18 protein-coding genes are annotated in these 23,016 nt (G+C 57.3%); 5 read left to right on the top strand and 13 right to left on the bottom strand.

The window, feature by feature from the left end:
• Window positions 1-253: 253 nt before the first annotated feature.
• From WA411_RS02815 to WA411_RS02795, 5 genes are all read right to left on the bottom strand, one after another.
• Window positions 254-1,129: a ParB/RepB/Spo0J family partition protein gene (locus WA411_RS02815; RefSeq protein WP_069182821.1), complete on the bottom strand. Its 876-nt coding sequence runs from the start codon at window positions 1,127-1,129 to the stop codon at window positions 254-256.
• A 60-nt stretch (window positions 1,130-1,189) separates the two neighbouring features.
• Window positions 1,190-1,984, bottom strand: a complete 795-nt coding sequence (locus WA411_RS02810; RefSeq protein ID WP_008172572.1) for a ParA family protein — start codon at window positions 1,982-1,984, stop codon at window positions 1,190-1,192.
• A 50-nt stretch (window positions 1,985-2,034) separates the two neighbouring features.
• Window positions 2,035-2,679 carry a 16S rRNA (guanine(527)-N(7))-methyltransferase RsmG gene (rsmG, locus tag WA411_RS02805; protein ID WP_291904851.1) on the bottom strand — a complete coding sequence of 215 codons (645 nt, stop codon included), beginning with the start codon at window positions 2,677-2,679 and terminating at the stop codon, window positions 2,035-2,037.
• Window positions 2,680-2,688: 9 nt separating this feature from the next.
• Window positions 2,689-4,575 (bottom strand): tRNA uridine-5-carboxymethylaminomethyl(34) synthesis enzyme MnmG, encoded by a 1,887-nt coding sequence (mnmG, locus tag WA411_RS02800; protein ID WP_291904854.1) that lies wholly within the window; start codon window positions 4,573-4,575, stop codon window positions 2,689-2,691.
• 339 nt (window positions 4,576-4,914) lie between these two features.
• Complete coding sequence (locus WA411_RS02795; RefSeq protein WP_291904857.1) at window positions 4,915-6,213, bottom strand: MFS transporter; 1,299 nt, start codon at window positions 6,211-6,213, stop codon at window positions 4,915-4,917.
• Between the two features lie 230 nt (window positions 6,214-6,443).
• Between WA411_RS02795 and WA411_RS02790 the strand changes: the two genes are divergently transcribed.
• Window positions 6,444-7,709 carry an EAL domain-containing protein gene (locus WA411_RS02790; protein ID WP_291904860.1) on the top strand — a complete coding sequence of 422 codons (1,266 nt, stop codon included), beginning with the start codon at window positions 6,444-6,446 and terminating at the stop codon, window positions 7,707-7,709.
• An 11-nt stretch (window positions 7,710-7,720) separates the two neighbouring features.
• Here the strand turns inward: WA411_RS02790 and WA411_RS02785 are convergent, their stop codons facing one another.
• Genes WA411_RS02785 through WA411_RS02775 form a run of 3 tightly spaced genes read right to left on the bottom strand, consistent with a single transcriptional unit; the run spans window position 7,721 to window position 12,564 of the window.
• On the bottom strand, window positions 7,721-10,867 hold the full coding sequence (locus tag WA411_RS02785; RefSeq protein WP_291904863.1) for an efflux RND transporter permease subunit: 3,147 nt from the start codon (window positions 10,865-10,867) through the stop codon (window positions 7,721-7,723).
• A gap of 3 nt (window positions 10,868-10,870) precedes the next feature.
• Window positions 10,871-11,965, bottom strand: coding sequence for an efflux RND transporter periplasmic adaptor subunit (locus tag WA411_RS02780; RefSeq protein WP_136630216.1), 1,095 nt, complete (start codon window positions 11,963-11,965; stop codon window positions 10,871-10,873).
• A gap of 23 nt (window positions 11,966-11,988) precedes the next feature.
• Window positions 11,989-12,564: a DUF3833 domain-containing protein gene (locus tag WA411_RS02775; RefSeq protein WP_291904869.1), complete on the bottom strand. Its 576-nt coding sequence runs from the start codon at window positions 12,562-12,564 to the stop codon at window positions 11,989-11,991.
• Between the two features lie 245 nt (window positions 12,565-12,809).
• Between WA411_RS02775 and WA411_RS02770 the strand changes: the two genes are divergently transcribed.
• Window positions 12,810-14,630, top strand: a complete 1,821-nt coding sequence (locus WA411_RS02770) for an acyl-CoA dehydrogenase C-terminal domain-containing protein (RefSeq protein WP_291904871.1) — start codon at window positions 12,810-12,812, stop codon at window positions 14,628-14,630.
• Between the two features lie 163 nt (window positions 14,631-14,793).
• A complete protein-coding gene (gene thpD / locus WA411_RS02765; RefSeq protein WP_291904874.1) occupies window positions 14,794-15,729 on the top strand; it encodes an ectoine hydroxylase in 936 nt (311 codons plus the stop codon).
• A gap of 2 nt (window positions 15,730-15,731) precedes the next feature.
• On the opposite strand, the gene mnmE is transcribed toward thpD, so the two are convergent.
• The 5 genes from mnmE to rpmH form a co-directional block, all read right to left on the bottom strand.
• A complete protein-coding gene (gene mnmE, locus WA411_RS02760) occupies window positions 15,732-17,102 on the bottom strand; it encodes a tRNA uridine-5-carboxymethylaminomethyl(34) synthesis GTPase MnmE (RefSeq protein ID WP_291904878.1) in 1,371 nt (456 codons plus the stop codon).
• A gap of 70 nt (window positions 17,103-17,172) precedes the next feature.
• On the bottom strand, window positions 17,173-18,888 hold the full coding sequence (yidC, locus tag WA411_RS02755; protein WP_291904881.1) for a membrane protein insertase YidC: 1,716 nt from the start codon (window positions 18,886-18,888) through the stop codon (window positions 17,173-17,175).
• A 4-nt stretch (window positions 18,889-18,892) separates the two neighbouring features.
• Window positions 18,893-19,186, bottom strand: a complete 294-nt coding sequence (gene yidD / locus WA411_RS02750) for a membrane protein insertion efficiency factor YidD (protein ID WP_209399385.1) — start codon at window positions 19,184-19,186, stop codon at window positions 18,893-18,895.
• Complete coding sequence (gene rnpA, locus WA411_RS02745; RefSeq protein ID WP_291904886.1) at window positions 19,186-19,593, bottom strand: ribonuclease P protein component; 408 nt, start codon at window positions 19,591-19,593, stop codon at window positions 19,186-19,188. Before rnpA ends, yidD begins: the two co-directional genes overlap by 1 nt.
• A 14-nt stretch (window positions 19,594-19,607) precedes the next feature.
• The gene (rpmH, locus tag WA411_RS02740) at window positions 19,608-19,742 is read right to left on the bottom strand and encodes a 50S ribosomal protein L34 (protein ID WP_008172542.1); all 135 of its coding nucleotides are present in this window, start codon (window positions 19,740-19,742) and stop codon (window positions 19,608-19,610) included.
• A 645-nt stretch (window positions 19,743-20,387) separates the two neighbouring features.
• Between rpmH and dnaA the strand changes: the two genes are divergently transcribed.
• On the top strand, window positions 20,388-21,842 hold the full coding sequence (gene dnaA / locus WA411_RS02735) for a chromosomal replication initiator protein DnaA (RefSeq protein WP_069182409.1): 1,455 nt from the start codon (window positions 20,388-20,390) through the stop codon (window positions 21,840-21,842).
• A 55-nt stretch (window positions 21,843-21,897) separates the two neighbouring features.
• A complete protein-coding gene (gene dnaN, locus WA411_RS02730) occupies window positions 21,898-23,001 on the top strand; it encodes a DNA polymerase III subunit beta (protein WP_069182410.1) in 1,104 nt (367 codons plus the stop codon).
• Window positions 23,002-23,016: the final 15 nt, after the last annotated feature.

Below are 23,016 nucleotides of genomic sequence, written 5' to 3'. Positions count from 1 at the left end.
GTGCTTTTCAGTCGATGTCGTTTAAAAAGTAAGCAAATACACCGATACGAGCGCCGCAGATTATATGTGTTCAATGTGCACGAATCAACAAAACCGGGCGCGGGCTGATCCGTCAAACACGGCGGAATGACTGGGTTTCGGCAATTTCAGTCACAAATAGACGGCCGTTCAGATTTTCACCACTACATGTTGTGTGCGTGGCCAGATACGAACTTTCGTAGGGGGGGCGGAAGGCTTACAAAACCCCGACGTTTTATTTGATATGGCCCAGAATACCGTCCAGCTCGTCCAGCGAGCTGTATTCAATGACCAGTTTGCCCTTACCGCGCTGGCCATGATCGATTGATACCCGGGCGCCCAATCGTTCGGCCAGATCATCCTGCAAGGCGCGAATGTTCGGATCCAGCGTTCCCTTTTTCCGGGATTTGCTGTCCGGGGTTTCCTGTTGCACACGTCGAACAAGAGCCTCGGTCTGGCGTACCGATAGCGATTTTGCCACCACCTGTTTGGCCACCTGCATCTGCAGTTCCGGGGCGAGAGTCAGCATCGCGCGGCCGTGGCCCATCTCGAGATCACCATGCTCGAGCATGATACGAACGTCTTCCGACAAACCGATCAGTCGCAACAGGTTGGTAATGGTGGTGCGGGATTTACCAACGGCCTCGGCAACCTGAGCCTGGGTCAGACCAAACTCATCCTGCAGGCGCTGGAGGGCGAAGGCTTCTTCGATCGGATTGAGATTTTCACGCTGGATGTTCTCGATCAGCGCCATGGCGATGGCGGCTTCATCGGGCACATCCCGGATGATCGCAGGAATACTGTCCAGTTCGGCCATCTGGGTGGCACGCCAGCGACGCTCACCGGCGATCAGCTCGTAGCGACCTTCTGCGATCGGGCGAACGACCACCGGCTGCATCACGCCCTGCTGGCGAATGGAATCCGCCAGTTCCTGCAGGGCTGCAGGATCCATATCGCGCCTGGGCTGATACCGGCCACGCTGGATCAGATCAATGGGAACTTCGCGGAGCTCACCGTCGTGGTCTTTCAGCTCCTGGTCAAGATTGACCTTGGAGCCTGCCAGCAGGGCGCCCAGTCCACGCTCACCCAGTCCTCGTTTCTTCGCCGCCATGGTGTCAGTCATTCTTCCCGTTGAAAATCGTTGTGCTTAAGTGAGTGACAGGGCGGTATGTTACACCGCAACCGGCGCGGATGTCTTTTTTGAACCGTGGCGGCGGACCATTTCACCGGCCAGCGCCAGATAGGCAATGGCACCCTTGGAGGCGCGATCGTATTTCAGGGCCGGAACGCCGTAGCTGGGCGCTTCCGCCAGGCGAACATTGCGGGGAATCACCGCTCGATACACCTTGTCGCCAAAGTACTCACTCAGCTGACCGGACACATCGAGAGTCAGACTGTTCCGGGGGTCGTACATGGTACGCAGAATGCCTTCCACCTGCAGATTCGGGTTCACCGTCTCCTGAATCTGCTCTACGGTGTTCATCAACGCTGCCAGCCCCTCCAGTGCGTAGTACTCGCATTGCATGGGGATCAGCACGGAGTCTGCGGCGGAAAGGGCATTCACCGTCAACAGGCTAAGTGAAGGTGGGCAATCAATCAGAATGTAATCGTAATTGTCGCGGACTGTATTCAGCGCCAGGCGCAGGCGATGTTCCCGGCCAATTTCGTTCATCAGCTCAACTTCGGCGGCTGTGAGATCGCCGTTGGCCGGCAGGATATCGAAACCGGACGCCTCGGCCGGAATAATAACCTCGGCGGCGCTGGCGCGCTTGGTCAGCATGTCGTAGCCGGACAGTTCCAGAGCGTTTTTATCCACACCGCTGCCCATGGTGGCGTTACCCTGGGGGTCCATATCCACCAGCAGTACCCGGCGCTTGGTGGCGGCCAGGGAGGCAGCAAGGTTGACGCAGGTGGTGGTTTTGCCCACACCGCCTTTCTGATTGGTCACTGCAATCACGCGCGCCATGTCCTGCCTCCTTGTTGATAGGTTAGCGGTATTGAAATTCGACTGCCGAATTACCCGGAAATCGTCGCCCGGGCGACCACCAGGAGATGGCGCTCGCCATCGGCACCGGGAACGTCCAGGGGATGGCTGGATTTTACCTGCCAGCCAGCCGGGAGGGCAGCCACTTCATCATCCGGAAACTGGCCTTTCATGGCAAGGAACTCTCCCTCATTTGCCAACAGATCGCCACACCAGTTCACCAGGTTTTCCAGAGCGGTAAAGGCGCGGCTGCTGATCTGGGCAAAGGGTTCCGGGGGGCTGCAATCTTCCGCCCGACCGTGAATCACCTCGACATTATCCAGGCCAAGCTCCAGGACACACTGATTGAGAAAGCGGGTTTTCTTGCCGTTGCTATCAAGCAGGGTAAATCGCTTTTCCGGCAGGGCAATCGCCAGAGGGATACCGGGCAGACCGCCTCCGGCACCCACATCCAACAGATGCTCCGCGGTGATCCAGGGCAGAATGCTCAGGCTGTCGAGCAGTTGCCGGGACACCATCACACGCTCATCACGCACAGCCGTGAGGTTGTAAGCCCGGTTCCACTTGTTAAGCAGGCCCAGAAAAGCCAGCAGCTTTTCCTGCCGATCTTCATCCAGGGACAGGCCCATTGTGGCCAGTCCATCCCGGAGCTGGCCGTGCCAGAGTGACTTGGTCATGGGCGCAGATCAGGCCGACTGTTTGCGCAGCAGGTCGCGCTTTTTCAGGTGCACCAGAATCTGGCTGACCGCCGCCGGGGTCACGCCCTGGATGCGTGAAGCCTGGGCAACGGTTTCCGGCCGCACGGTCTTGAGCTTCTGCTTGATCTCGTTGGACAGGCCACCGATCACGTCGTAGTCCAGATCCACCGGCAGGGCGGTGTTTTCATTCTTGCGCAGCCGCTCGATCTCGTCGGTCTGGCGGGAAATGTAACCCTCGTACTTGATTTCGATTTCAACCTGGTCGGCGACCACTGGGTCGTCGGCCTGCTCGGCACCGATCTCGGCGATATGGCCGTAGACAATCTCGGGGCGACGCAGCAGCTCGGCCAGGGACTGGTCCCGGGTCATGGGCTGCTTGAGATAACCGTTGGCGCGCTCGCCGGCTTCGGTGTTCGGATGAATCCGGGTGGCCTCCAGGCGGCTGCGCTCGGCCGCGATGGCCTCACGCTTGTCATTGAACTTCTGCCAGCGCTCGTCATTCACCAGGCCGAGTTTGCGACCGGTTTCGGTCAGACGCAGATCGGCATTGTCCTCGCGCAGGATCAGGCGATACTCGGCGCGGCTGGTAAACATGCGATAGGGCTCGGACGTGCCCATGGTGATCAGGTCATCCACCAGTACACCCAGGTAAGCCTCGTCCCGGCGCGGATACCACTCATCCTTTTCCTGGGAACGCAAAGCCGCGTTGATTCCGGCCAGCAGGCCCTGGGCCCCCGCTTCTTCATAACCGGTGGTGCCGTTGATCTGGCCGGCAAAATACAGACCCTGGATAAATTTGGTTTCCAGGGTATGGCGCAGGTCCTGCGGATTCAGGTAATCGTATTCGATGGCGTAACCCGGACGGGTGATATGAGCATTCTCAAAGCCGGGAATGGAACGCACCGCTGCCAGCTGAATATCGAACGGCAGGCTTGTGGAAATCCCGTTCGGGTACAGCTCGTTGGTGGTCAACCCCTCGGGCTCCACAAAGATCTGGTGGGAATCCTTGTCGGCAAAGCGGTTCACCTTGTCCTCGATGGACGGGCAATAGCGCGGGCCCACGCCTTCAATGCTGCCGGCGAACATCGGCGAGCGGTCGAAACCGCTGCGGATAATATCGTGGGTCTGTTCGGTGGTCCGGGTCACGTAGCAGCAGACCTGTTCCGGGTGCTGGCTACGGCTGCCGATAAACGACATCACCGGAGTGGGGTCATCCCCCCACTGCTCCTGCATCACCGAGAAATCCACAGATCGAGCGTCGATGCGCGGCGGCGTGCCGGTTTTCAAGCGGCCGACGTTGAACGGCAGTTCCCGCAGACGCTGGGCAAGGGCATTGGCCGGCGCATCGCCGGCACGGCCACCGGCATGGTGTTGCATGCCGATGTGAATAACACCGCCGAGGAAAGTACCGGTGGTGAGTACCACTGTTTTGGCGTTGAAGCGGATACCGGTCTGGGTAACAACGCCAGTCACCTGGTCGTTTTCCACAATCAGGTCGTCCGCCGCCTGCTGGAACAGGGTCAGGTTCGGCTGACTTTCCAGGGTATGGCGGATCGCCGCCTTGTAGAGCACGCGATCAGCCTGGGCACGGGTGGCTCGCACGGCCGGCCCCTTGCGGCTGTTCAGTACCCGGAACTGGATGCCGGCCTTGTCGGTGGCTTCAGCCATGGCGCCACCGAGGGCGTCAATCTCTTTGACGAGATGGCTTTTACCAATACCGCCGATGGCCGGGTTACAGGACATCTGACCCAGGGTTTCAATGTTGTGGGTCAGCAGCAGGGTTTGGGAACCCATGCGTGCAGCCGCCAAAGCGGCCTCGGTACCGGCATGGCCACCACCAATGACAATGACATCGAAACGGGTCGGAAAATCCACAGCTCACCTCGGAAATCGGGGATAAAATAGGGCGGCGAGTATAACGCCTCACCCAAGAAATTGCAGTCAGAATGTGCAAATTTTAACCAGAGGTAGCCGGGGTTAAAAGCTCATTGCCCCCATGCGCCGTCACCGAGCGCCTCCCTGGCCAGGTTCAGAGGATAGTGGAAAACCGAAATTCATGGCTTTTCAGACGCTTGGATAAGTCTTTTTAGAAAAGTTTTCAAGAAAGTTATCCACATGCACGACTACTTGTTAAACACCCTTAAAAGCGTTCTAACCTTCTGTTTAAAATACCTATTTTATAATTTATCCGGCGTGTTTCCGCAGGTTTTCCAATTAATTATCCACAGAATGTGAGGCGGTTTTTCGTCGAAGCCGCCAGACCACCAGCAACACCAGGCCATTGAGCAGCGAGAGCAGCAGGAAAAACCCGGGAATGCTAAAGCCCAACACACCCAGCATCAGAATTCCGGCCAGGGCACTCACCACCATGAATAACGCATTGATGACGTTCAGCGCGGCGATAATACGGGCGCGTTTGGCCCGGGGCGTTTCGTGCTGAATAAAGGCATACAGGGGAACGATGAACAGACCACCGCAGATGCCGATACCCACCAGATCCACGAGCACTCTCAGGTAGACTGGATCGGTCAACAGGGTCACCCAGGTGGAAGCCACAGGATCGCCCGGCACCGCAAAATACAGGTCAATGCCAAAAAGACTCAGGCCCAGAGCCCCCCAGGGCACAGGCCCCAGAGTGATCCGGTGTTTGGTGAGCCGCTCACACATCATGGCGCCGATGGAGATACCGATGGTGAACATGGCCAGCAACAGGGTGACAACGGTTTCATCACCCAGCAGATTGGTGCGGGCAAAGTTAGGAAACTGGGTCAGGTAGGCTGCGCCAAGAAACCAGAACCAGGAGATGGTCAACACCGCCAGCAACACTTGCCGACGCTCGGCGGCCAGGGCCATCAGCCGCCAGGTCTCCACCACCGGCCGAAAACGCACCGTAACGCAGGAACCATCAGGCTCGGTTGCGGGCACCTGGCGCGCCGCCAGGTAGCCAAGCACCGCCATCACCACGACCCCAATCGCCGTCAGGCGCGCAGCCGTCTCGAAGCCCATCAACAGGCCTGCGGCAATGGTGCCCAGCAGGATTGCAACAAAGGTGCCCATACCTACGAGGCCATTACCACCGACGAGCTCATCGTCCGACAGCACCTGCGGCAGGATGGCGTACTTCACCGGACCAAAGAAGGTGGACTGGGTGCCCATCAGAAACAGTAGCACCAGCAACAACTCGTACCAGCCGAACCAGAGCCCAACTGCGGCAACAGACATGATCACAATTTCCGCCAGCTTCACATTGCGGATGATCCGGGCTTTTTCATAGCGGTCCGCCATTTCGCCGGCAATGCCCGAGAACAGAAAAAACGGCAGAATGAACAGGAAGGCTGCCAGGTTGACCACCACATTCACCGAAAGCCCCATCAGACCGCCGGCGCTGTAGGTGATCAGCAGCAGCAGCGCGTTCTTGAACAGGTTGTCGTTGAAGGCGCCGGAAAACTGGGTCAGGTAGAACGGCAGAAAGCGGCGTTGACCCAGCAGACGGAACTGACTTTGTGATGGCATCAAGAAATCCTGTTTTGGTGCATTGCCAACCCTGCCGCTCGGAATCTGCCCGGCTCTGGTGCAATATTTTGGAAACCGATAGCGCAGTTCATTTATTTGACGGAACTAATCTAACTTAAACGTTTGATTTTTGGCTATCTGGTACGAAATTAGCTTTACCTGCATGTTCAGACACTCATAAACATCAGGCCAGGATGGCCAGAACATCGGCAGTTTAAAGGTTCCTGACCATGAGCAGCGTAGTCCGACTTCCCCGACGCATCTATCGCGGAGCCGAAATAACCTGGGCTCCGGACATGATCAACAACTATGATTTCAGTTCGGTTTACCAGCCTATACTGAGTCCGACCCATCGAAAACTGGTGGGTTACGAAGCACTGGTAAGGGTCCGGAAAGATAACGAGAACATCTCTCCGTTCGAGCTTTTTGAGCAGGCGGAAGCCAAAGACCTGACAGCCGAACTGGACAGACATCTGTTGCAGATTCATCTGGATAACTTTGCCGCAAGCTCGCAGCCCGTGTGGCTGTTCCTCAATATAAATCCCGGCACCTGCATTCATCCAGAAGCCTCCCTGGAAAAGCTGGCGCTGCAGTGCCAGAGCAGCGGAATCGATCCTGAAAAAGTGGTTCTGGAACTGGTGGAGACAGCATCCGACAATCCGGCAGCATTGCTGGAGTTCATCCTGAAAGCCAAGGCCCACGGTTTCCAGATTGCCATTGACGATTTCGGTATGGGCGATTCCAATTTCGAGCGTTTGTGGCGCATCAACCCACTGATCGTCAAACTTGACCGCAGCCTGTTGGTAAACGCGGAGAACCACAGCCGGGCCCGAATACTGTTGGAGAGCCTGGTGAAAATGATTCGCGAGAGCGGAAGCCTCGTACTTCTGGAAGGCATCGAGAACAGCACACAGGCTCATATCGCCCTGCAAACGGAAGCGGACCTGCTGCAGGGGTTTCTGTTTGCCCGGCCAACCAGGCTGCAAGAGCATGAGCCGGAACTGATAGAACTCGCCTTGAAGGGCGTTATAGCTGACTCCAGTGAGTCTTCGGCCCAGGATATCCGGGACCAGGAGAGCTACTTTCGGCTTCTTCGCTTCGAAATTCTGGAAGCCTGCCACTCCCTGAGCCGGGAGCTACCTTTCAATTCAGCCTGTGAAAAGCTGTTGGGCGTCGACGGTGTGAAACGCTGTTTCCTGCTCAACCCCCAGGGTATCCAGCAGGGTAACCTTGCCCGGGCCAACCCGGACATCCATCGCGGAAAGTTCAATCCTCTGTATCACTCGGCCGGCGCCCGATGGACGCACCGGGAATACTTCCGTAATGCGCTGGAACGGCCGCAGCATATCAGCAGTTGTCGGCCCTACGTCGGCCTTCCGGACGCAAAACGTACGGTAACTCTCTCGACCATGCTGCCTGGACAGCGAGTATTCTGCGTTGATATCCATCCGGATGAGATTTTCGGTGGCCAGCTCGAATTCCCGGCTACCCTGTGATCCAGAACTGATCAGAAATCATCCGCTCGTTTCTGGGGCGCCGCCGCCAGGCCCGTACCACCGGCCTGGCCCGACGCCTGGCGTTCCAGTTCCTTCTCGACGGCGTTGGACGATTTGGCAAACCGCGCCAACAGGTTATAGAGCACTGGAATGATGAACAGGGTCAGCGTGGTGGCGAAAATCAGGCCACCGAGGATCACCATGCCGATGGCTGCCCGACTCTCGGCGCCGGCACCGGTGGCAATCACCAGTGGCACAGCTCCGAAGATGGTTGAGATGGTGGTCATCAAAACAGGCCGGAACCGGAGGCTCGCTCCCTCGATAATGGCCTCCCGCACCTCATAGCCCTTGTCCCTGAGCTGGTTGGCGAACTCCACAATCAATATTCCGTTCTTGGCCATCAACCCCAACAACATGATGATGCCGATCTGGCTGTAAATGTTGAGACTGATCCCGGTCCACCAGAGCGCCAACAGGGCCCCGGTCACCGCCAATGGCACCGACAGCATGATGATCAACGGATGGATCCAGCTTTCGAACTGGGCCGCCAACACCAGGAACACGATGACGAAGGCCAGCGCAAAAGTAACGTAGATGGCCGCCGAGGATTCCTGGAATTCCCGGCTCAGGCCCTTGTAACTGACCCGGGCTTCCGGCGGCAGGTTATCCACAGCCAGGTTGTTCAGGTAAGTCAGTGCCGAACCCAGGTCATAGCCATCGGCGAGAGAGGCACTGATGACCACGGCGGGCAGGCGGTCGATGCGGCGCAGGTCCGGGTTGGCGCCGATTTCCTGCACCGAGACCAATGCCTGCAGGGGGATGAGATTGCCGCCCTCCCGAGGCCGCAGGAAAATCTGGCCCAAATCTTCCGGCGTTGCCCGGTTGGATTCCTCGGCCTGGACGATCACATCATACTCCCGCCCCCGATCGATGTAGGTGGTTACCTGCCGTGAGGCCAGCATGGTCTGTAAGGTAAGGCCGACGTCTTCTACCGTAATATCCAGATCCGCCGCCCGCTCCCGGTCGATATTGACCCGCAGCTCAGGCCGGGTCAGCTCGAAGTCGGTGTCCAGATTCTGCAGATTCGGGTTTTCCTTGGCCCGTTCCACGATTTCCTCGCTCCAGGCCTGCACCGATTCATAGTCCGGACCCGCTACCACAAACTCAACTGCCTGACTGAAACCCCGTTGGCCCAGACCCGGCGGATTCACGGCCACGGTCCGGATGCCAGACACATCGGCCAGTTTCTTGCGGATTTCGCTGGTCACTTCCTGCTGCTTGATGTCCCGCTCTTCCCAGGGCACCAGGCCCATGATCAGGAACGCATTGTCCTCCTCGTTGCGGAACCCGACGATGGAGAGCAGGCGATTGGCGATGCCCTCATCCAGATACGGCAACAAAGACTCTTCCACCTGGCGCACGTAGTGATCGGTGTATTCCACCGTTGAGCCCCGGGGCGCGCTGGTGGGCATGATAATCACCGCACGGTCTTCGGTCGGCGCCAGTTCCTGGGGCAATTTTGGGTAGACCACGGCCGCAATGACCAGCCCCACCAGACCGAGGCCCAGCAACAGGCCCGGCTGCCTGAGGGAGAACTGCAACAGCCTGCGGTAACCGTTGGTCAGGCCGTTCAGGACCTTCTCGCTGGCCGCCCACAGACGATGCCCCTCCGCCGATTCCGGGCTGTGCCTGAGCCACTTCGAACACAGCATCGGTGCCAGTGTCAGGGCAACAAGACTGGAAAACACCACCGCCGCGGCCAGGGTGAACCCGAATTCGGCAAACAGCCGGCCGATATTGCCGCCCATGAACGAAATGGGCACAAACACCGCCACCAGGGTCAGGGTGGTGGCAATCACCGCAAAGGCGACCTGTTTTGCGCCCCGGTAGGCGGCCAGCAAGGGCGGTTCACCCTCATCAATCCGGCGCTGGATGTTTTCCAGCATCACGATGGCGTCGTCCACCACCAGGCCGATGGCGAGGATCACCGCCAATAGGGTCAACACGTTAATAGAAAAACCGAGAAAGCCGAGGCCGATAAACGCACCAATCACCGCCACCGGAATGGTAACGGCAGGAATCAGGGTGGCGCGCCAGGAACGCAGGAACAGGAAAATCACCAGGATAACCAGGGACACCGCGATGGCCAGGGTGGTGACCACTTCCTTGATCGAGGCACGAATGAAGATGGATTCGTCGTAGCTTTCCGCGATGGTGACTTCCGGCGGCAGGGTTTCGCGGATTTTCTCCAGCTCGGCACGGACCGCATCCGAAACAGCCACGGTGTTGGCCTTGGACTGGCGAATAATCCCCATGCCGATGGCGGTCTGGCCGTTGGCGCGCAGGCGGCTGACATCCGACTCCACGCCCATCTGGACATTGGCCACTTCCCCGAGCCGCAACAGATCATTGCCATCCCGTCGAATCACCAGCTCGCGGAACTCTTCCACATTCGACAGCCGGCCTTCGGCACGAACCGTGAAGTTGCGGGTGGAGGAATCCACCGATCCGGCCGGCAACTCCACGTTGTTGGCCCGCAGGGCCCGTTCAACTTCCGCCACGGTGATATCCCGGGCCGCAAGCCGCTCACGATCCAGCCACACCCGAATGGCGTAGCGCCGTTCGCCACCAATACGCACATCGGCAACACCGTCGAGCACCGACAGACGATCCGCCAGAACCCGGTCAGCAAAGTCGCTGAGCTCGGCACTGTCCCAGACATCACTGCGCAGGGTCACCCACATCATCGGGCGGGCATCGGAATCCGCCTTACGGACAACAGGCGGATCGGCCTCATCCGGCAGCTGGTTGGCGACACGGGACACCGCATCACGGACATCATTGGCGGCAATATCCACATCCCGGGCCGTGGTGAATTCGATGCTGGTTCGGGATTCGCCCTGCTCGGTGGAGGATTCGATGGAGCGAATACCCTCGATGCCACTGATGGCGCCCTCGATCACCTGGGTAATCTGGGTATCCACCACTTCAGCCGCCGCGCCGGTGTAATCGGTGGATATGGAAACGACCGGTGGGTCGATATCCGGGTATTCCCGCACTGGCAGGCCCAACAGGGCTGCCAGCCCGAACACCACGATCAGGAGGCTGAGAACCGTTGCGAATACCGGCCGCTTGATGGAAACGTCAGAAAGGACCACCGGTTACGACTCCCGGGCCGAAATAAAACGGTTCTCGGGGATGGCCTTGTCATTTTCAAGTACCCGGACCCGGTCGCCGCTGCTCAGACGATCCTGACCGGTCACGATAACAGGATCGTCCTGGCTCAAACCCTTCGAAACCTCGACAAAACCGGGCATGCGCGACCCCAGGTTGACCGAAACGCGCCTGGCGACACCGTCTTCAGCGACAAACACATACTGTTCGTCACCGCGGATCATCACCGCCTGTTCGGGGATCACCAGTGCTTGCCGTTCCCGAAGCGTCAGCGTCGCAGACATGAACTGCCCCGGACGGAGCAACCCGTCCGGATTATCGATCAGTGCCCGCACCGGCAACGACCGGCTCAACTCGCTAATCCTCGACCCCAGCTCAACCAGCTGACCGGAAAACGTCTGATCCGGATAGGCCGGCGATGCGCCGCGAACCTGTTGTCCAAGACTCACCTGCCCCAGAAAACGTTCCGGAATCGAAAAACCCAGCTCCATACGGTCTGTGGCATCGAGAGTAGTTACCGAGGTTCCAGCGGTGATGTAGGCCCCCACACTGATATCACTCAACCCGACCACACCGGCAAACGGCGCTTCTATCCGGTGATTCTCCAGGCGCACTCGTGCCGACTGGCGCTGGGCCTCCGCCACATCGACGGCCGTTCTCAGTTCATCCACCTGGGACTGGGAAATACTGTTGTTGGAGCGCAACCGCTGCGCCCTCTCGAACTGCCGGCGGGCATCCGCCAGTTGCGCCTCGATCACCTGCAGATCCGCCCTGGCCTGGCGATCGTCCAGCCGCAGCAGCACCTCGCCCTGCTCGACCCGGCGGCCGGTTTCCAGGTTCAGTTCTACCACCCGGCCACTGACTTCCGTGGTCAATTCCACCGCGTTCAGGGCTTTCAGACTGCCAACGGCGTTGACCACATCACGCACCCTATCCATCTGCGGAAGCATGGTGTTAACCGCGCTTGCGGGACGCTCACCACCGCCCTGGGCGGCATCACCATCGTCCAGGTTCTGGTAGACAAAGGCACCACCGACGGCCACAGCCACCAGCACCAACGCAATCAACCACTGCTTCCACATAGGACTTCCAGCTATTCCGGGTTTTAGTTAGTCGTCTGTTCTTTTTTCTGGATCACCAGTACTACTTCACCCACGTCGACGCCCCACTTGCTCATAGTGGTCTGGTTGATCAGCGTGTCGGGCGTAATCAGGTACATCCAGTCGTCCATCCGCACATCCAGGGTACCGTCACCGTAGGCCACGCGGAGAAGGTAATTCATATGAATGGCATTGCCGCTCCAGCGCATGGTTCCTGGTTCAACCACATCGCCAGCATCGGCATGATACCCCTCGTCGATCGGCGTCAGGGTCCAGACCCGCGTCTGCACCTCGCCGTCATCGAAGCGGAACACCTCATCCAGGGTGCCCACACCCTCATCGTCCCACGACGCGCTGATGTCCGCATCGAAGGTGCGGATCACCTCACCGGAGAAATTCTTGACCACTCCCCGGGCGGAAAGTTCGCCGGCGAAAAACTCTTCAGGAACCAGCTCGGGCGTGCGGTCTGCGTAGTCCTCAAGGGAGGGGCTGGCACAGCCACTGAGCAACAGTGCCGAAGCCAGTACCCAGAGTATAGGTGTCGACAGACGTTTCGATATCTCAGTTAACAGGCTTTGCATGACTTTTACACTCTCCGAACAGGTTTATTGCGGATCTACAAACAATTAAATACGTCTCAATCGACTCTAGCGATCAGCAACAGGAATGGCCGGAGTTTGGCTACGTCATTTCGGCCAATTGTCCATTCTGACAGTCCGCTGAGCGCTTTTCGTCAATGGCAGTGCGCGGCTATTGGCGTAAAACAGCGGGTAATGGGCAGAGATTGCCCACCTGAGATACCGAGAAAGAGACAGAGGATTCCGCTATGCCGGTTTACAAGGCGCCCCTGCGCGACATGAAATTTCTGCTGAACGAAGTGTTCGACTACCCGGGCCATTACGCTACCCTTGCCAGCGGTGAAAACGCCACACCGGATATCGTGGATGCAATTCTCAGCGAATGCGCAAAATTCTGTGAGGAAGTACTGAGCCCACTCTATCTCTCCGGCGACGAGGAAGGCTGCAAACTCGAGAACGGTGAGGTCACGACACCCGCCGGTTATCGCGAAGCCTACCAGCAATACGCCATGGGTGGCTGGCAGGGACTGTCGGCACCGGAGGAATATGGCGGCCAGGGCCTGCCGGCGTCCATGGGATTGCTGAAGCAGGAAATGATGGGCACCGCCAACTGGCCCTTCTCCATGTACCCCGGCCTGTCCCTCGGCGCCATGAATACCATTTTTCTGCACGGTTCCGACGAACAGAAGCAGACCTACCTTGCACCTCTGACCGAAGGCCGCTGGGCCGGCACCATGTGCCTGACCGAACCCCAGTGCGGCACCGATCTGGGCCAGGTGAAAACCAAGGCCGAACCACAGGCCGACGGCAGCTATCGCCTGTCGGGCACCAAGATTTTCATTTCCTCCGGCGATCACGACCTGACCGAGAACATTGTCCACATTGTCCTCGCCCGTCTGCCGGACGCTCCCAAGGGCACCCGGGGTATCAGCCTGTTTATCGTGCCCAAGTTCCTGCCCAACGAACAGGGTGGCCTGGGTGCACGTAACGCGGTGGTCTGTGGCAGTCTGGAAAAGAAAATGGGCATCAAGGCCTCGGCCACCTGCGTGCTCAATTTCGACGGGGCCACCGGTTACTTGATCGGGCCCGAGAACGAAGGGCTGAACTGCATGTTCACCTTCATGAACACTGCCCGGATCGGCACTGCCATTCAGGGTGTCGGGCCAGCGGAACTGTCCTATCAGTGGGCGCTGGCCTATGCCAAGGATCGACGCTCCATGCGGGCACTCTCGGGCAAAAAAGAGCCGGATCAGGTGGCCGATAGCCTGATTCACCATGCCGATGTGCGCCGGATGCTCCTGACCCAGAAAGCCATCGCCGAGGGCGGTCGGGCCATGCTGTATTACGCGGCCCGGCTGGCCGATCACATGGTGGAGGGCTTCACTGAAGGCGACGATAAAAAGGCGGACAGATACGACGACAAGCTGGGGTTCCTGACGCCGATCCTGAAAGGGTTTCTGACCGAACTCGGTTGCGAAGCGGCCAATCTGGGGGTTCAGGTCTTTGGGGGCCACGGTTACATCCGTGAACATGGCATGGAACAGATTGTCCGGGATACCCGCATCGCCACACTTTACGAGGGCACCACGGGTATCCAGGCACTGGATCTTCTAGGTCGGAAGGTATTGCTGATGACCCAGGGCGGCGCGGTGCGCGAATTCACCCTGAAGATTGCCAATTTTGCCCGCAAGCACCTCACTGACAAACGTCTGCGACCCTGGGCGCTTGAGTTGCTCAAGCTGACCGGCCAGTGGAACCTGTTGACGGTCCGGATCATGCTCGCAGCCCGCAAGGACCGGGATGTGGTGAGCTCTGCAGCGTATGATTTCCTGATGTACAGCGGCTACGTCACCATGGCCTATATCTGGTTGCGCCAGGCTGCCGTGGCTGTGGATAAACTCGACAATGAGGGCGAAGAGTCAGCGGGCTTTTACCAGGCCAAACTCGGCACCACCGAATTCTATTTCGAGCGCTTGCTGCCCCGGGCCCAGAGCCACGCTGCCAGCATGCTCAGCCCCAGCAAAAACCTGATGCAACTGAATGCCGAGGATCTGGCCTTTACCGGATGACTCATCCGGTAGCTCTTACTCCCGGGCAAGGCCCGGGATTTTTTTGCCCTTGAAATACTGCCGCCCGACCCCACTTCACAGGTGCATTTCCACTTCGGAGACATTAACTTACTGAATTAAATGAAAAACATTTGAATTGTGAATAAAAGAAGGAGGTTCGAATATGGACACTCGTGCTGACGACTTTTATCCAACCCGCCTGGAACGTCCGACCAAAAGCTTTGAGCGCAAGGACCCCGTGGTACACAGCAGCGGTTCGCACCGAACCGATGGACCACTGAGTGAAACCGAGCTGGCACAGTATGAACGCGACGGCTTTCTTGTGTTCAACAGCTTCCTCGACCAGAACACCGTTCGTCAGTTCCGTGAGGATCTCCGCGCCTACGAAGACGATGAGAGCATCCTTCGCTCAGAGGGCACCATCACTGAGCCCGGCAAACAGGAAATCCGCTCGATATTCGGCATTCACGAACTGTCCGATCGCTTCGACCGTCTGACCCGGGATCCGAAAATTCTGGCAATGGTACGCCAGCTTCTGGGTAGCGACGCCTATATCCACCAATCCCGGATCAACTTCAAACCCGGCTTCCACGGCAAGGGCTTTGACTGGCACTCGGACTTTGAAACCTGGCACGCCGAAGACGGCATGCCACGGATGCGGGCAGTGAGTTTTTCCATCGCCCTCACCGACAACACGCCCTTCAACGGCCCGTTGATGCTGATTCCCGGTTCCCACAAGACCTTTGTGCCCTGCGTTGGCCGCACGCCGGAAGACAACTACCAATCTTCGCTGAAAAAGCAGGAACTGGGTGTCCCCAACGATCGGGATCTTGCCGCCATGGCGGACGAATACGGTATCAAGGCGCCAACCGGTCCTGCCGGCTCGCTGATCATCTTCGAGTGCAACACACTCCACGCCTCGAATGCCAATATGTCGCCCTGGCCGCGTAGCAATCTGTTCTTCGTCTATAACAGTGTGGAAAACCAGCTCCAGGCCCCGTTCTGCGGCAACAAACCACGGCCGGATTTTTTAGGCAATCGCAGTAACACCGAAGCACTGGTACCAGTGTCAGACGACGAACGCCGGAAAACCGGTTAGTCCTATTTCCCGATGCAGAAACTGCTGAAGATCTTGCCCAAAAGCTCATCGGGCGTAAGATGCCCGGTGATCTCGCCCAGACTGTCCTGGGCTGCTCGTAGATCCTCAGCCAGCAACTCACCGGCACCAAACCCTTCCAACTGGCTCTGGCCCTGAATCAGCAGGGCCTGGGCCCGCTCCAAAGCATCCAGGTGCCGGCGCCGGGCCAGGAAGCCACCTTCAGTGGTGCTGGCAAAACCCATGCACTGCTTGAGATGGTCCCTCAGGATTTCGAGCCCTTCGGCGGATTTGGCAGCCAACCGGATAACCGGTGCGCTCTGGTGATCTTCGGCACTGATACCCACGGCTTCACCGGACAGATCCACCTTGTTGCGAATAACAGTGACTGGCGCATTGGCCGGCAACTGGTCGATGAAATCCGGCCAAATTTCGTGGGGACTGGTTTTCTCGGTGGTGGTGGCATCCACCATCAGAAGGATGCGATCGGCCTGACGGATTTCCTCCCAGGCCCGGGCAATACCGATCTGTTCCACTTCGTCCGGGCTGTCCCTCAGGCCTGCGGTATCGATAATGTGCAGGGGCATTCCATCGATGTGGATATGTTCCCTGAGTACATCACGGGTTGTGCCCTCAATCGCCGTCACAATGGCAGCCTCGCGACCAGCCAGGGCATTGAGCAGGCTGGATTTGCCGGCATTGGGCCTTCCGCCGATCACCACTTTCATGCCGTCACGCAGTATGGTTCCCTGCTGGGCTTCGGCCAGGATTTTCCCGAGCCGGTCGAGCAGGTTCTGAAGATCACTGGCTACCTTGCCGTCGGCCAGGAAGTCGATCTCCTCCTCAGGAAAATCGATCGCCGCCTCGACGTAGATGCGCAGATGAGTGACCGCCTCCACCAGATCCTCGATCTGTCGGGAGAACACTCCCTGCATCGAACGAACCGCACAGCGCGCCGCCTGTTCGGAGCTGCTTTCAATCAGGTCGGCAATGGCTTCGGCCTGGGCCAGGTCCAGTTTGTCATTCAGAAACGCCCGCTCGGAGAACTCACCTGGACGAGCCAAACGTGCTCCCTGATTACATACTTCCCTTAGCAGGAGATCCAGGATCACGGTGCCACCGTGGCCCTGAAGCTCGAACACATCCTCGCCGGTGAATGAGTGGGGGTTGGGGAAAAACAGCCCGATACCCTCATCAATAAGCTCACCCTGACTATCCAGAAACGGGCCGTAATGGGCATAGCGTGGTTTTGGCTCAAACCCCAGTATCTGTCTGGCAATAGGCCCGGCCTTGGGTCCGGACACGCGAACGATGCCGACCCCGGCCTGTCCGGGAGCGGTGGCTATGGCTGCGATGGTGTCAGAATTCTGGCTCATGCTTTTTCCACAGGCTGAAAACAACAAAGGCTCCACACAGGAGCCTTTGCCGGGTCGGTTCGGGCACCGGTCAGTGCTTCTTGCCGGCCATTTCTGCTTCGATCTTGCGGGTAATGTACCACTGCTGGGCAATGGACAGAATGTTGTTCACCAGCCAGTACAGAACCAGACCGGCCGGGAACCACAGGAAGAAGACCGTGAAGATCAACGGCATCATCTTCATGATCTTGGCCTGCATCGGATCCGGTGGAGTCGGGTTCAGACTCATCTGCAGGAACATGCTGGCGCCCATCAGAATCGGCAGGATGAAGTACGGGTCCATGACCGAAAGATCCTGGATCCAGAGCATGAATGGCGCGTGGCGAAGCTGAACACTTTCAAACAGAACCCAGTACAGGGAAATGAACACCGGCATCTGCACCAGGATCGGCAAGCAGCCACCGAGCGGATTGATCTTCTCCCGCTTGTACAACGCCATCATTTCCTGGGACATGCGCTGTCGGTCGTCCCCGTACAGTTCTTTTAGCCGGGTCAGCTGCGGCGCGACTGCGCGCATCTTGGCCATGGACTTGTAACTTGTGGCGGACAGATGGAAAAACACCGCCTTCACGAGGACCGTCAGCAGAATGATGGCGACACCCCAGTTGCCAACCAGACCATGGAACCATTCCAGAATGATGAACAATGGCAGTGAGATGAAGAACAGCCAGCCGAAATCAACGGTACGGTCAAGGTTTGGCGCCAGGCTCTCGAGACGATCAATAATCTTGGGGCCGACGTAGGCGCGGGCGCCAACCTCGGCGGTCTCACCCGGTGCCACGCTGGTTGCCGGGTAGACAAACCCCATTACATAGTTGTTGCCACGACGTGTGGTCTGGAACTGGGCCGGGATGTCCCTCTCGGGTACCCAGGCAGACAGGAAGTAATGCTGGAGGAAGGCCAGCCAACCGTTGGTAACCGACTGGTTGATCTGGGTTTCCTGCAGGTCGCTGAAATCAAACTTCTCGTACGGATCTTCAGGTGAGCTGACCACCAGCCCAAGAAATGCCTGGATGCCCATGCTGGTCTGGGAGGTCGGATCCGGAGACTGGTCACGGACGATCTTGCCTGTGAAATTAGCCTGCCAATTGTCACTGGACTGGTTGTTCACCAGGTACTTGACGCCAATCTCATAACTGTTGCGCTCGAACAGATAGCGCTTGGTGATCGTGACACCGTTATCGGTGGTGTAAGTCAGGTCAACCTGAAGTTGGTTGTCATCTTCAGCCAGCTCATAGCTTGAGGCCTCGGCATTGTATACGGGAGCGGAGCCGTTCTTTCGGCTGTCAGGACCATCACGACCGATCAGACCGCTTTCCAGAACGTAGAGACGGTTCTGGGTATTATTAAGGAGTGTGAGCGGTTCTTTGCTGTTAAGCGACTTGTCGTAGTTGAGTAGCTGAGCCTTTACAACGTTGCCACTCACCCGATCAATCTGCAGATCATACACGTCGGTCCGAACCGTGATGAACTGGTCACTTACCGTGCTGTTGTTTTCCGTTGCGCTGACTACAGCCTGTCCCGTTTCCGGAGTAGTGAATTCGCCATCACCGTCCACCTGCGCTGCATTTTCTTCCGGGAGCACCATATCGTCTGAACCGGCCATGCTGCCGTTCGACTGCGAAGGCTGGGATTCAGCGACTTGAGCCGTCTGCGGCTGCTGGTGGTAGTCCTCATTCCAGGCAAGCACCATCAGATAACTGACAATAGCCAGGCCGGCAAATAATACGATGCGTTGAATATCCATAGAGTTACTGTCTGGTCTGGGTTGTTGTGTGGGAATGATCAGCGTGTACGCAGTTTGCGACGGTTTCCTGACTCCGGGGGTCTGCGGTTCCCGGTACTGGATCATAACCGCCTTCCGCCCAGGGATGACACCTTAACAGACGCCGGATTGCGAGAAATAATCCTTTAAGCGCGCCATGGTGGGTTATGGCTTCAACGGCGTATTGTGAGCAGGTGGGGTAGTGGCGGCAGTGGCTGGCCATCAGTGGGCTGATTGCATACTGGTAGAAGCGGATGGGCAGAAGCAGGAGCTTACGCATTAATCCGTTCCTCGACCGGCAGTTTCTGATGTCGCTGCCAAAGATGGCTGAGATTGAGCGTACTTTTTCTTGAGACGTCGCCAGAGATCGTCCATGGACGTCCTCAGCGACGGGTTGTCCAGGGAAACCAGCCCTTGGCGTCCCAGAACTACCAGGTCGAGACCGGGTAGATCCGTCTGGTGCCGGAAGCTTTCTCTGACCTGGCGTTTAACCCGGTTTCTCTGGACAGCAAGCTTCAGGTTCTTCTTTGAGAAGATCAAACCGATCCTGGCGTGACCGAGGTTGTTCGGTGTTGCCAGGATCAGAAAATTCCGGTGTGGAACCTTCAGCTGCACGTCGTTGAAGACTTTGCCGTAATCAGCTGGTCGCAGGAGACGATGTGATTTCGGGAAACTCAAAGCCTTCATGAGGCAATCAGAGCTTACGCGGACAGACGTGCGCGGCCCTTGGCACGACGACGGGAAATAACCTTGCGACCGTTGGCAGTGGCCATACGGGCACGGAAACCGTGAACGCGCTTACGCTTCAGGACGCTTGGTTGAAACGTTCTTTTCATGGTGATGATCTCACAATTCGTAAGTTGGAAATTCAGTAACTGGCTGGAAAATGAACAGCCAAAACAGGAGCGGCATTCTATGCAAATACCGATGGGAATTCAATGCTTATTGCTAGTGGGTTGTGCGCATGCTGGTAATTCCGCAACGCCCTGGCCAGGTAATAAATTCAGTAAGTCTTTTTAGAATTCTTTTAAGGATTAATTATTACTGTTATTAGCATCGAGGGTTTTTGTGGATAAGCCAAAAAAATTATTAAAAAACAGATCACTGAAAGGTTTATAAGGGTATTGATAAGGTGACGTGAGTTCTGTGGACGATCGCAGGGCGGAATGTGGGTAAGTCGGGTTTGGTGGATTCATTCAAGTTATCCCCGTTTGCGTCCCGGGGTTCCTCACAGGGTTAAACCCGGCCTGTACACACAGGGCTGTGGGTAACTTCTCAAGAAGATATTTTCTGTACACAAGGTTGTAGGTAAGTTTGTAAAAATCTGAAATTTAAGGAGATTAATTTCCACAGGCTGTTCATGAACCGGCTTTGGCTCTTTCACTGACAGGCCGGTCGGGTTAGAATCCGGGGTCATCTCACTGGACAGGAAGTCCCTTGTCCGTTCAGAGACATTTCAGGGTTATCGGGAGCAGGCTGTCGTGCCAAACAGTATGTGGCATCAATGTCTTGAAGTACTCCGGGACGAGTTTCCCGCACAACAGTTCAATACCTGGCTCAGGCCCCTGCAATCCGATCATCGGGAGGGGCAACTGATGTTGTTCGCGCCCAACCGTTTCGTAATGGATTGGGTTAATGAAAAGTATCTGCGGCGCATCGAAGAGGTGCTTAAGGATCTGAACGGCGGGCAGGCTCCCCGGGTCAATATGAAAGTGGGGTCGGCACCCCGCGAAGATGAACCTGTCAAACGCTCGGAAGCACCGGCGCCTGTTAATGGACAGGTCCACGAAGAAGCTGGCAGCCGGGTTACGGAAGAAGAGAAGGGTGTGGCTGCCACAGTTGCCGGTTCTCCCTCTGTTCGGCCGAAAAGCGGAAATGAGCGGCGCCCAGTTCAGGTGGAAGGTGATATAAAGCACCAGAGCTTCCTGAATGAGGGATTTACTTTCGAAACCTTCGTTGAAGGTAAATCCAACCAACTGGCACGTGCCGCCTCCATGCAAGTGGCCGAGAATCCGGGTGGTGCCTACAATCCATTGTTCCTGTATGGCGGTGTTGGTCTGGGTAAAACACACCTGATGCACGCCATCGGAAATGAAATTGTCCGTCGAAATCCCAAAGCCAAAGTGGCTTATCTCCGTTCGGAACGGTTTGTGGCAGACATGGTGAAGGCGCTGCAGCTGAATGCGATCAATGAGTTCAAACGCTACTACCGGTCGGTGGATGCCCTGTTGATCGACGATATCCAGTTCTTTGCCCGTAAGGAGCGCTCCCAGGAAGAATTCTTCCACACCTTCAATGCTTTGTTGGAGGGGGGGCAGCAGGTTATCGTGACCTGTGACCGTTTCCCGAAAGAAATTGTCGACATGGAAGAGCGGCTCAAATCCCGGTTTGGCTGGGGCCTCACTGTGATGGTTGAGCCACCGGAACTGGAAACGCGGGTCGCGATTCTGATGAAGAAGGCCGACCAGGCCAATGTGAAGCTTAGCAGCGAAGCGGCTTTCTTTATTGCCCAGAAGATTCGTTCCAATGTCCGGGAGCTTGAAGGAGCGCTGCGCCTGGTGATAGCGAATGCTCACTTCACCGGTTCGGAAATCACCCCACCGTTTATCCGTGAAAGCCTGAAAGACCTGTTGGCGCTGCACGAGAAGCAGGTGAGCATCGATAATATTCAGCGCACGGTGGCGGAGTACTACAAGATCAAGGTGGCCGATCTGCTCTCCAAGCGTCGAACACGAACGGTCACCCGGCCCCGGCAGGTGGCCATGGCGCTGTCGAAGGAACTGACCAATCACAGTCTGCCGGAGATTGGCGACGCGTTTGGCGGTCGCGACCATACCACCGTGTTGCATGCGTGCAAGAAAATCGTGGAACTGCAGGAGACTGATCCGGGCATCCGCGAGGATTATCAGAATTTTATGAGACTGCTGACCACCTGATGCAGGGCGTTGGCGAATAACATTCACCCTTCCAACATAAAGAAAGCTGAGTGCCATGAAACTGACGATCAGCCGTGAATCCCTGCTTACCCCGCTGCAAAGTATTGCCGGCGTGGTGGAAAAGAAACAGACCATGCCCGTGCTGTCCAACGTGTTGCTGGTGGCCGAGGACAATACCCTGACCTTGACCGGTACCAACATGGAAGTGGAACTGGTGGCGCGGGTAACACCGGTACATGTGGATCAGCCCGGGCGGATTACCGTACCGGCCCGCAAGCTGTCCGATATCTCCCGGGCCCTTGGTGATGAAGCGCCAATGGAGTTGTCCCTTGAAGGCGATCGGTTGCATCTGCGCTGTGGCGCCAGCCATTTCACCTTATCCACACTGCCGGCCGAACATTTTCCGAATGTGGAAGACGAAGACGAGAGCTTCCGTCTGGAGCTGCCCCAGAAAGAACTTGGCCGGATGCTGGATGCAACGGCTTTCGCCATGGCCCAGCAGGATGTTCGTTACTACCTGAACGGCCTGTTGCTGGAAGTGGACAAGGACCACGTTCGGACGGTGGCCACCGACGGTCACCGACTGGCCATGGCACACCTGGAACTGGCAACCAATTGCCCGGAGTTGCGACAGGTAATTGTCCCGCGCAAAGGGGTTCTGGAGCTTTCCCGTCTGCTTGATGATGTGGAAACACCGGTTACTCTGGTTATTGGTGACAATCATCTACGGGCGACGGTTGGGTCCTATACCTTCACGTCGAAGCTCATCGAGGGCAAATTCCCCGATTACAACCGAGTTATTCCCCGTGGTGGCGACAAGGTAGTTCTGGCCGATCGCGCGACGCTGAAGAATACCCTCCAGCGTGCAGGGATTCTGTCGCATGAGAATATCCGGGGTGTGCGACTGAACCTGGCATCCAATGAGCTCCAGGTGTTTGCCAACAACCCCGACCAGGAACAGGCCGAAGACGCGCTGCCGGTGGACTATCAGGGCGAATCACTCCAGATCGGGTTTAATGTAGGCTATCTGGTGGATGTCATGAACGCGCTGGATGAGGATCAGGTAAAGATTACCCTGTCCAACCCGAACAGCAGTGCGTTGATCGAGGCGCAAAATGATAACCGCTGCCTCTATGTCGTCATGCCCATGAGGCTGTAGGAGGAGAGTCGATTG

This window comes from Marinobacter sp. CH_CUG1437-1 (assembly GCF_037029655.1).
GTDB lineage: Bacteria > Pseudomonadota > Gammaproteobacteria > Pseudomonadales > Oleiphilaceae > Marinobacter > Marinobacter salsuginis.
The sequence above is the reverse complement of the archived record's forward strand: the minus strand, read 5'-3'. Positions and strand labels throughout refer to the sequence as shown.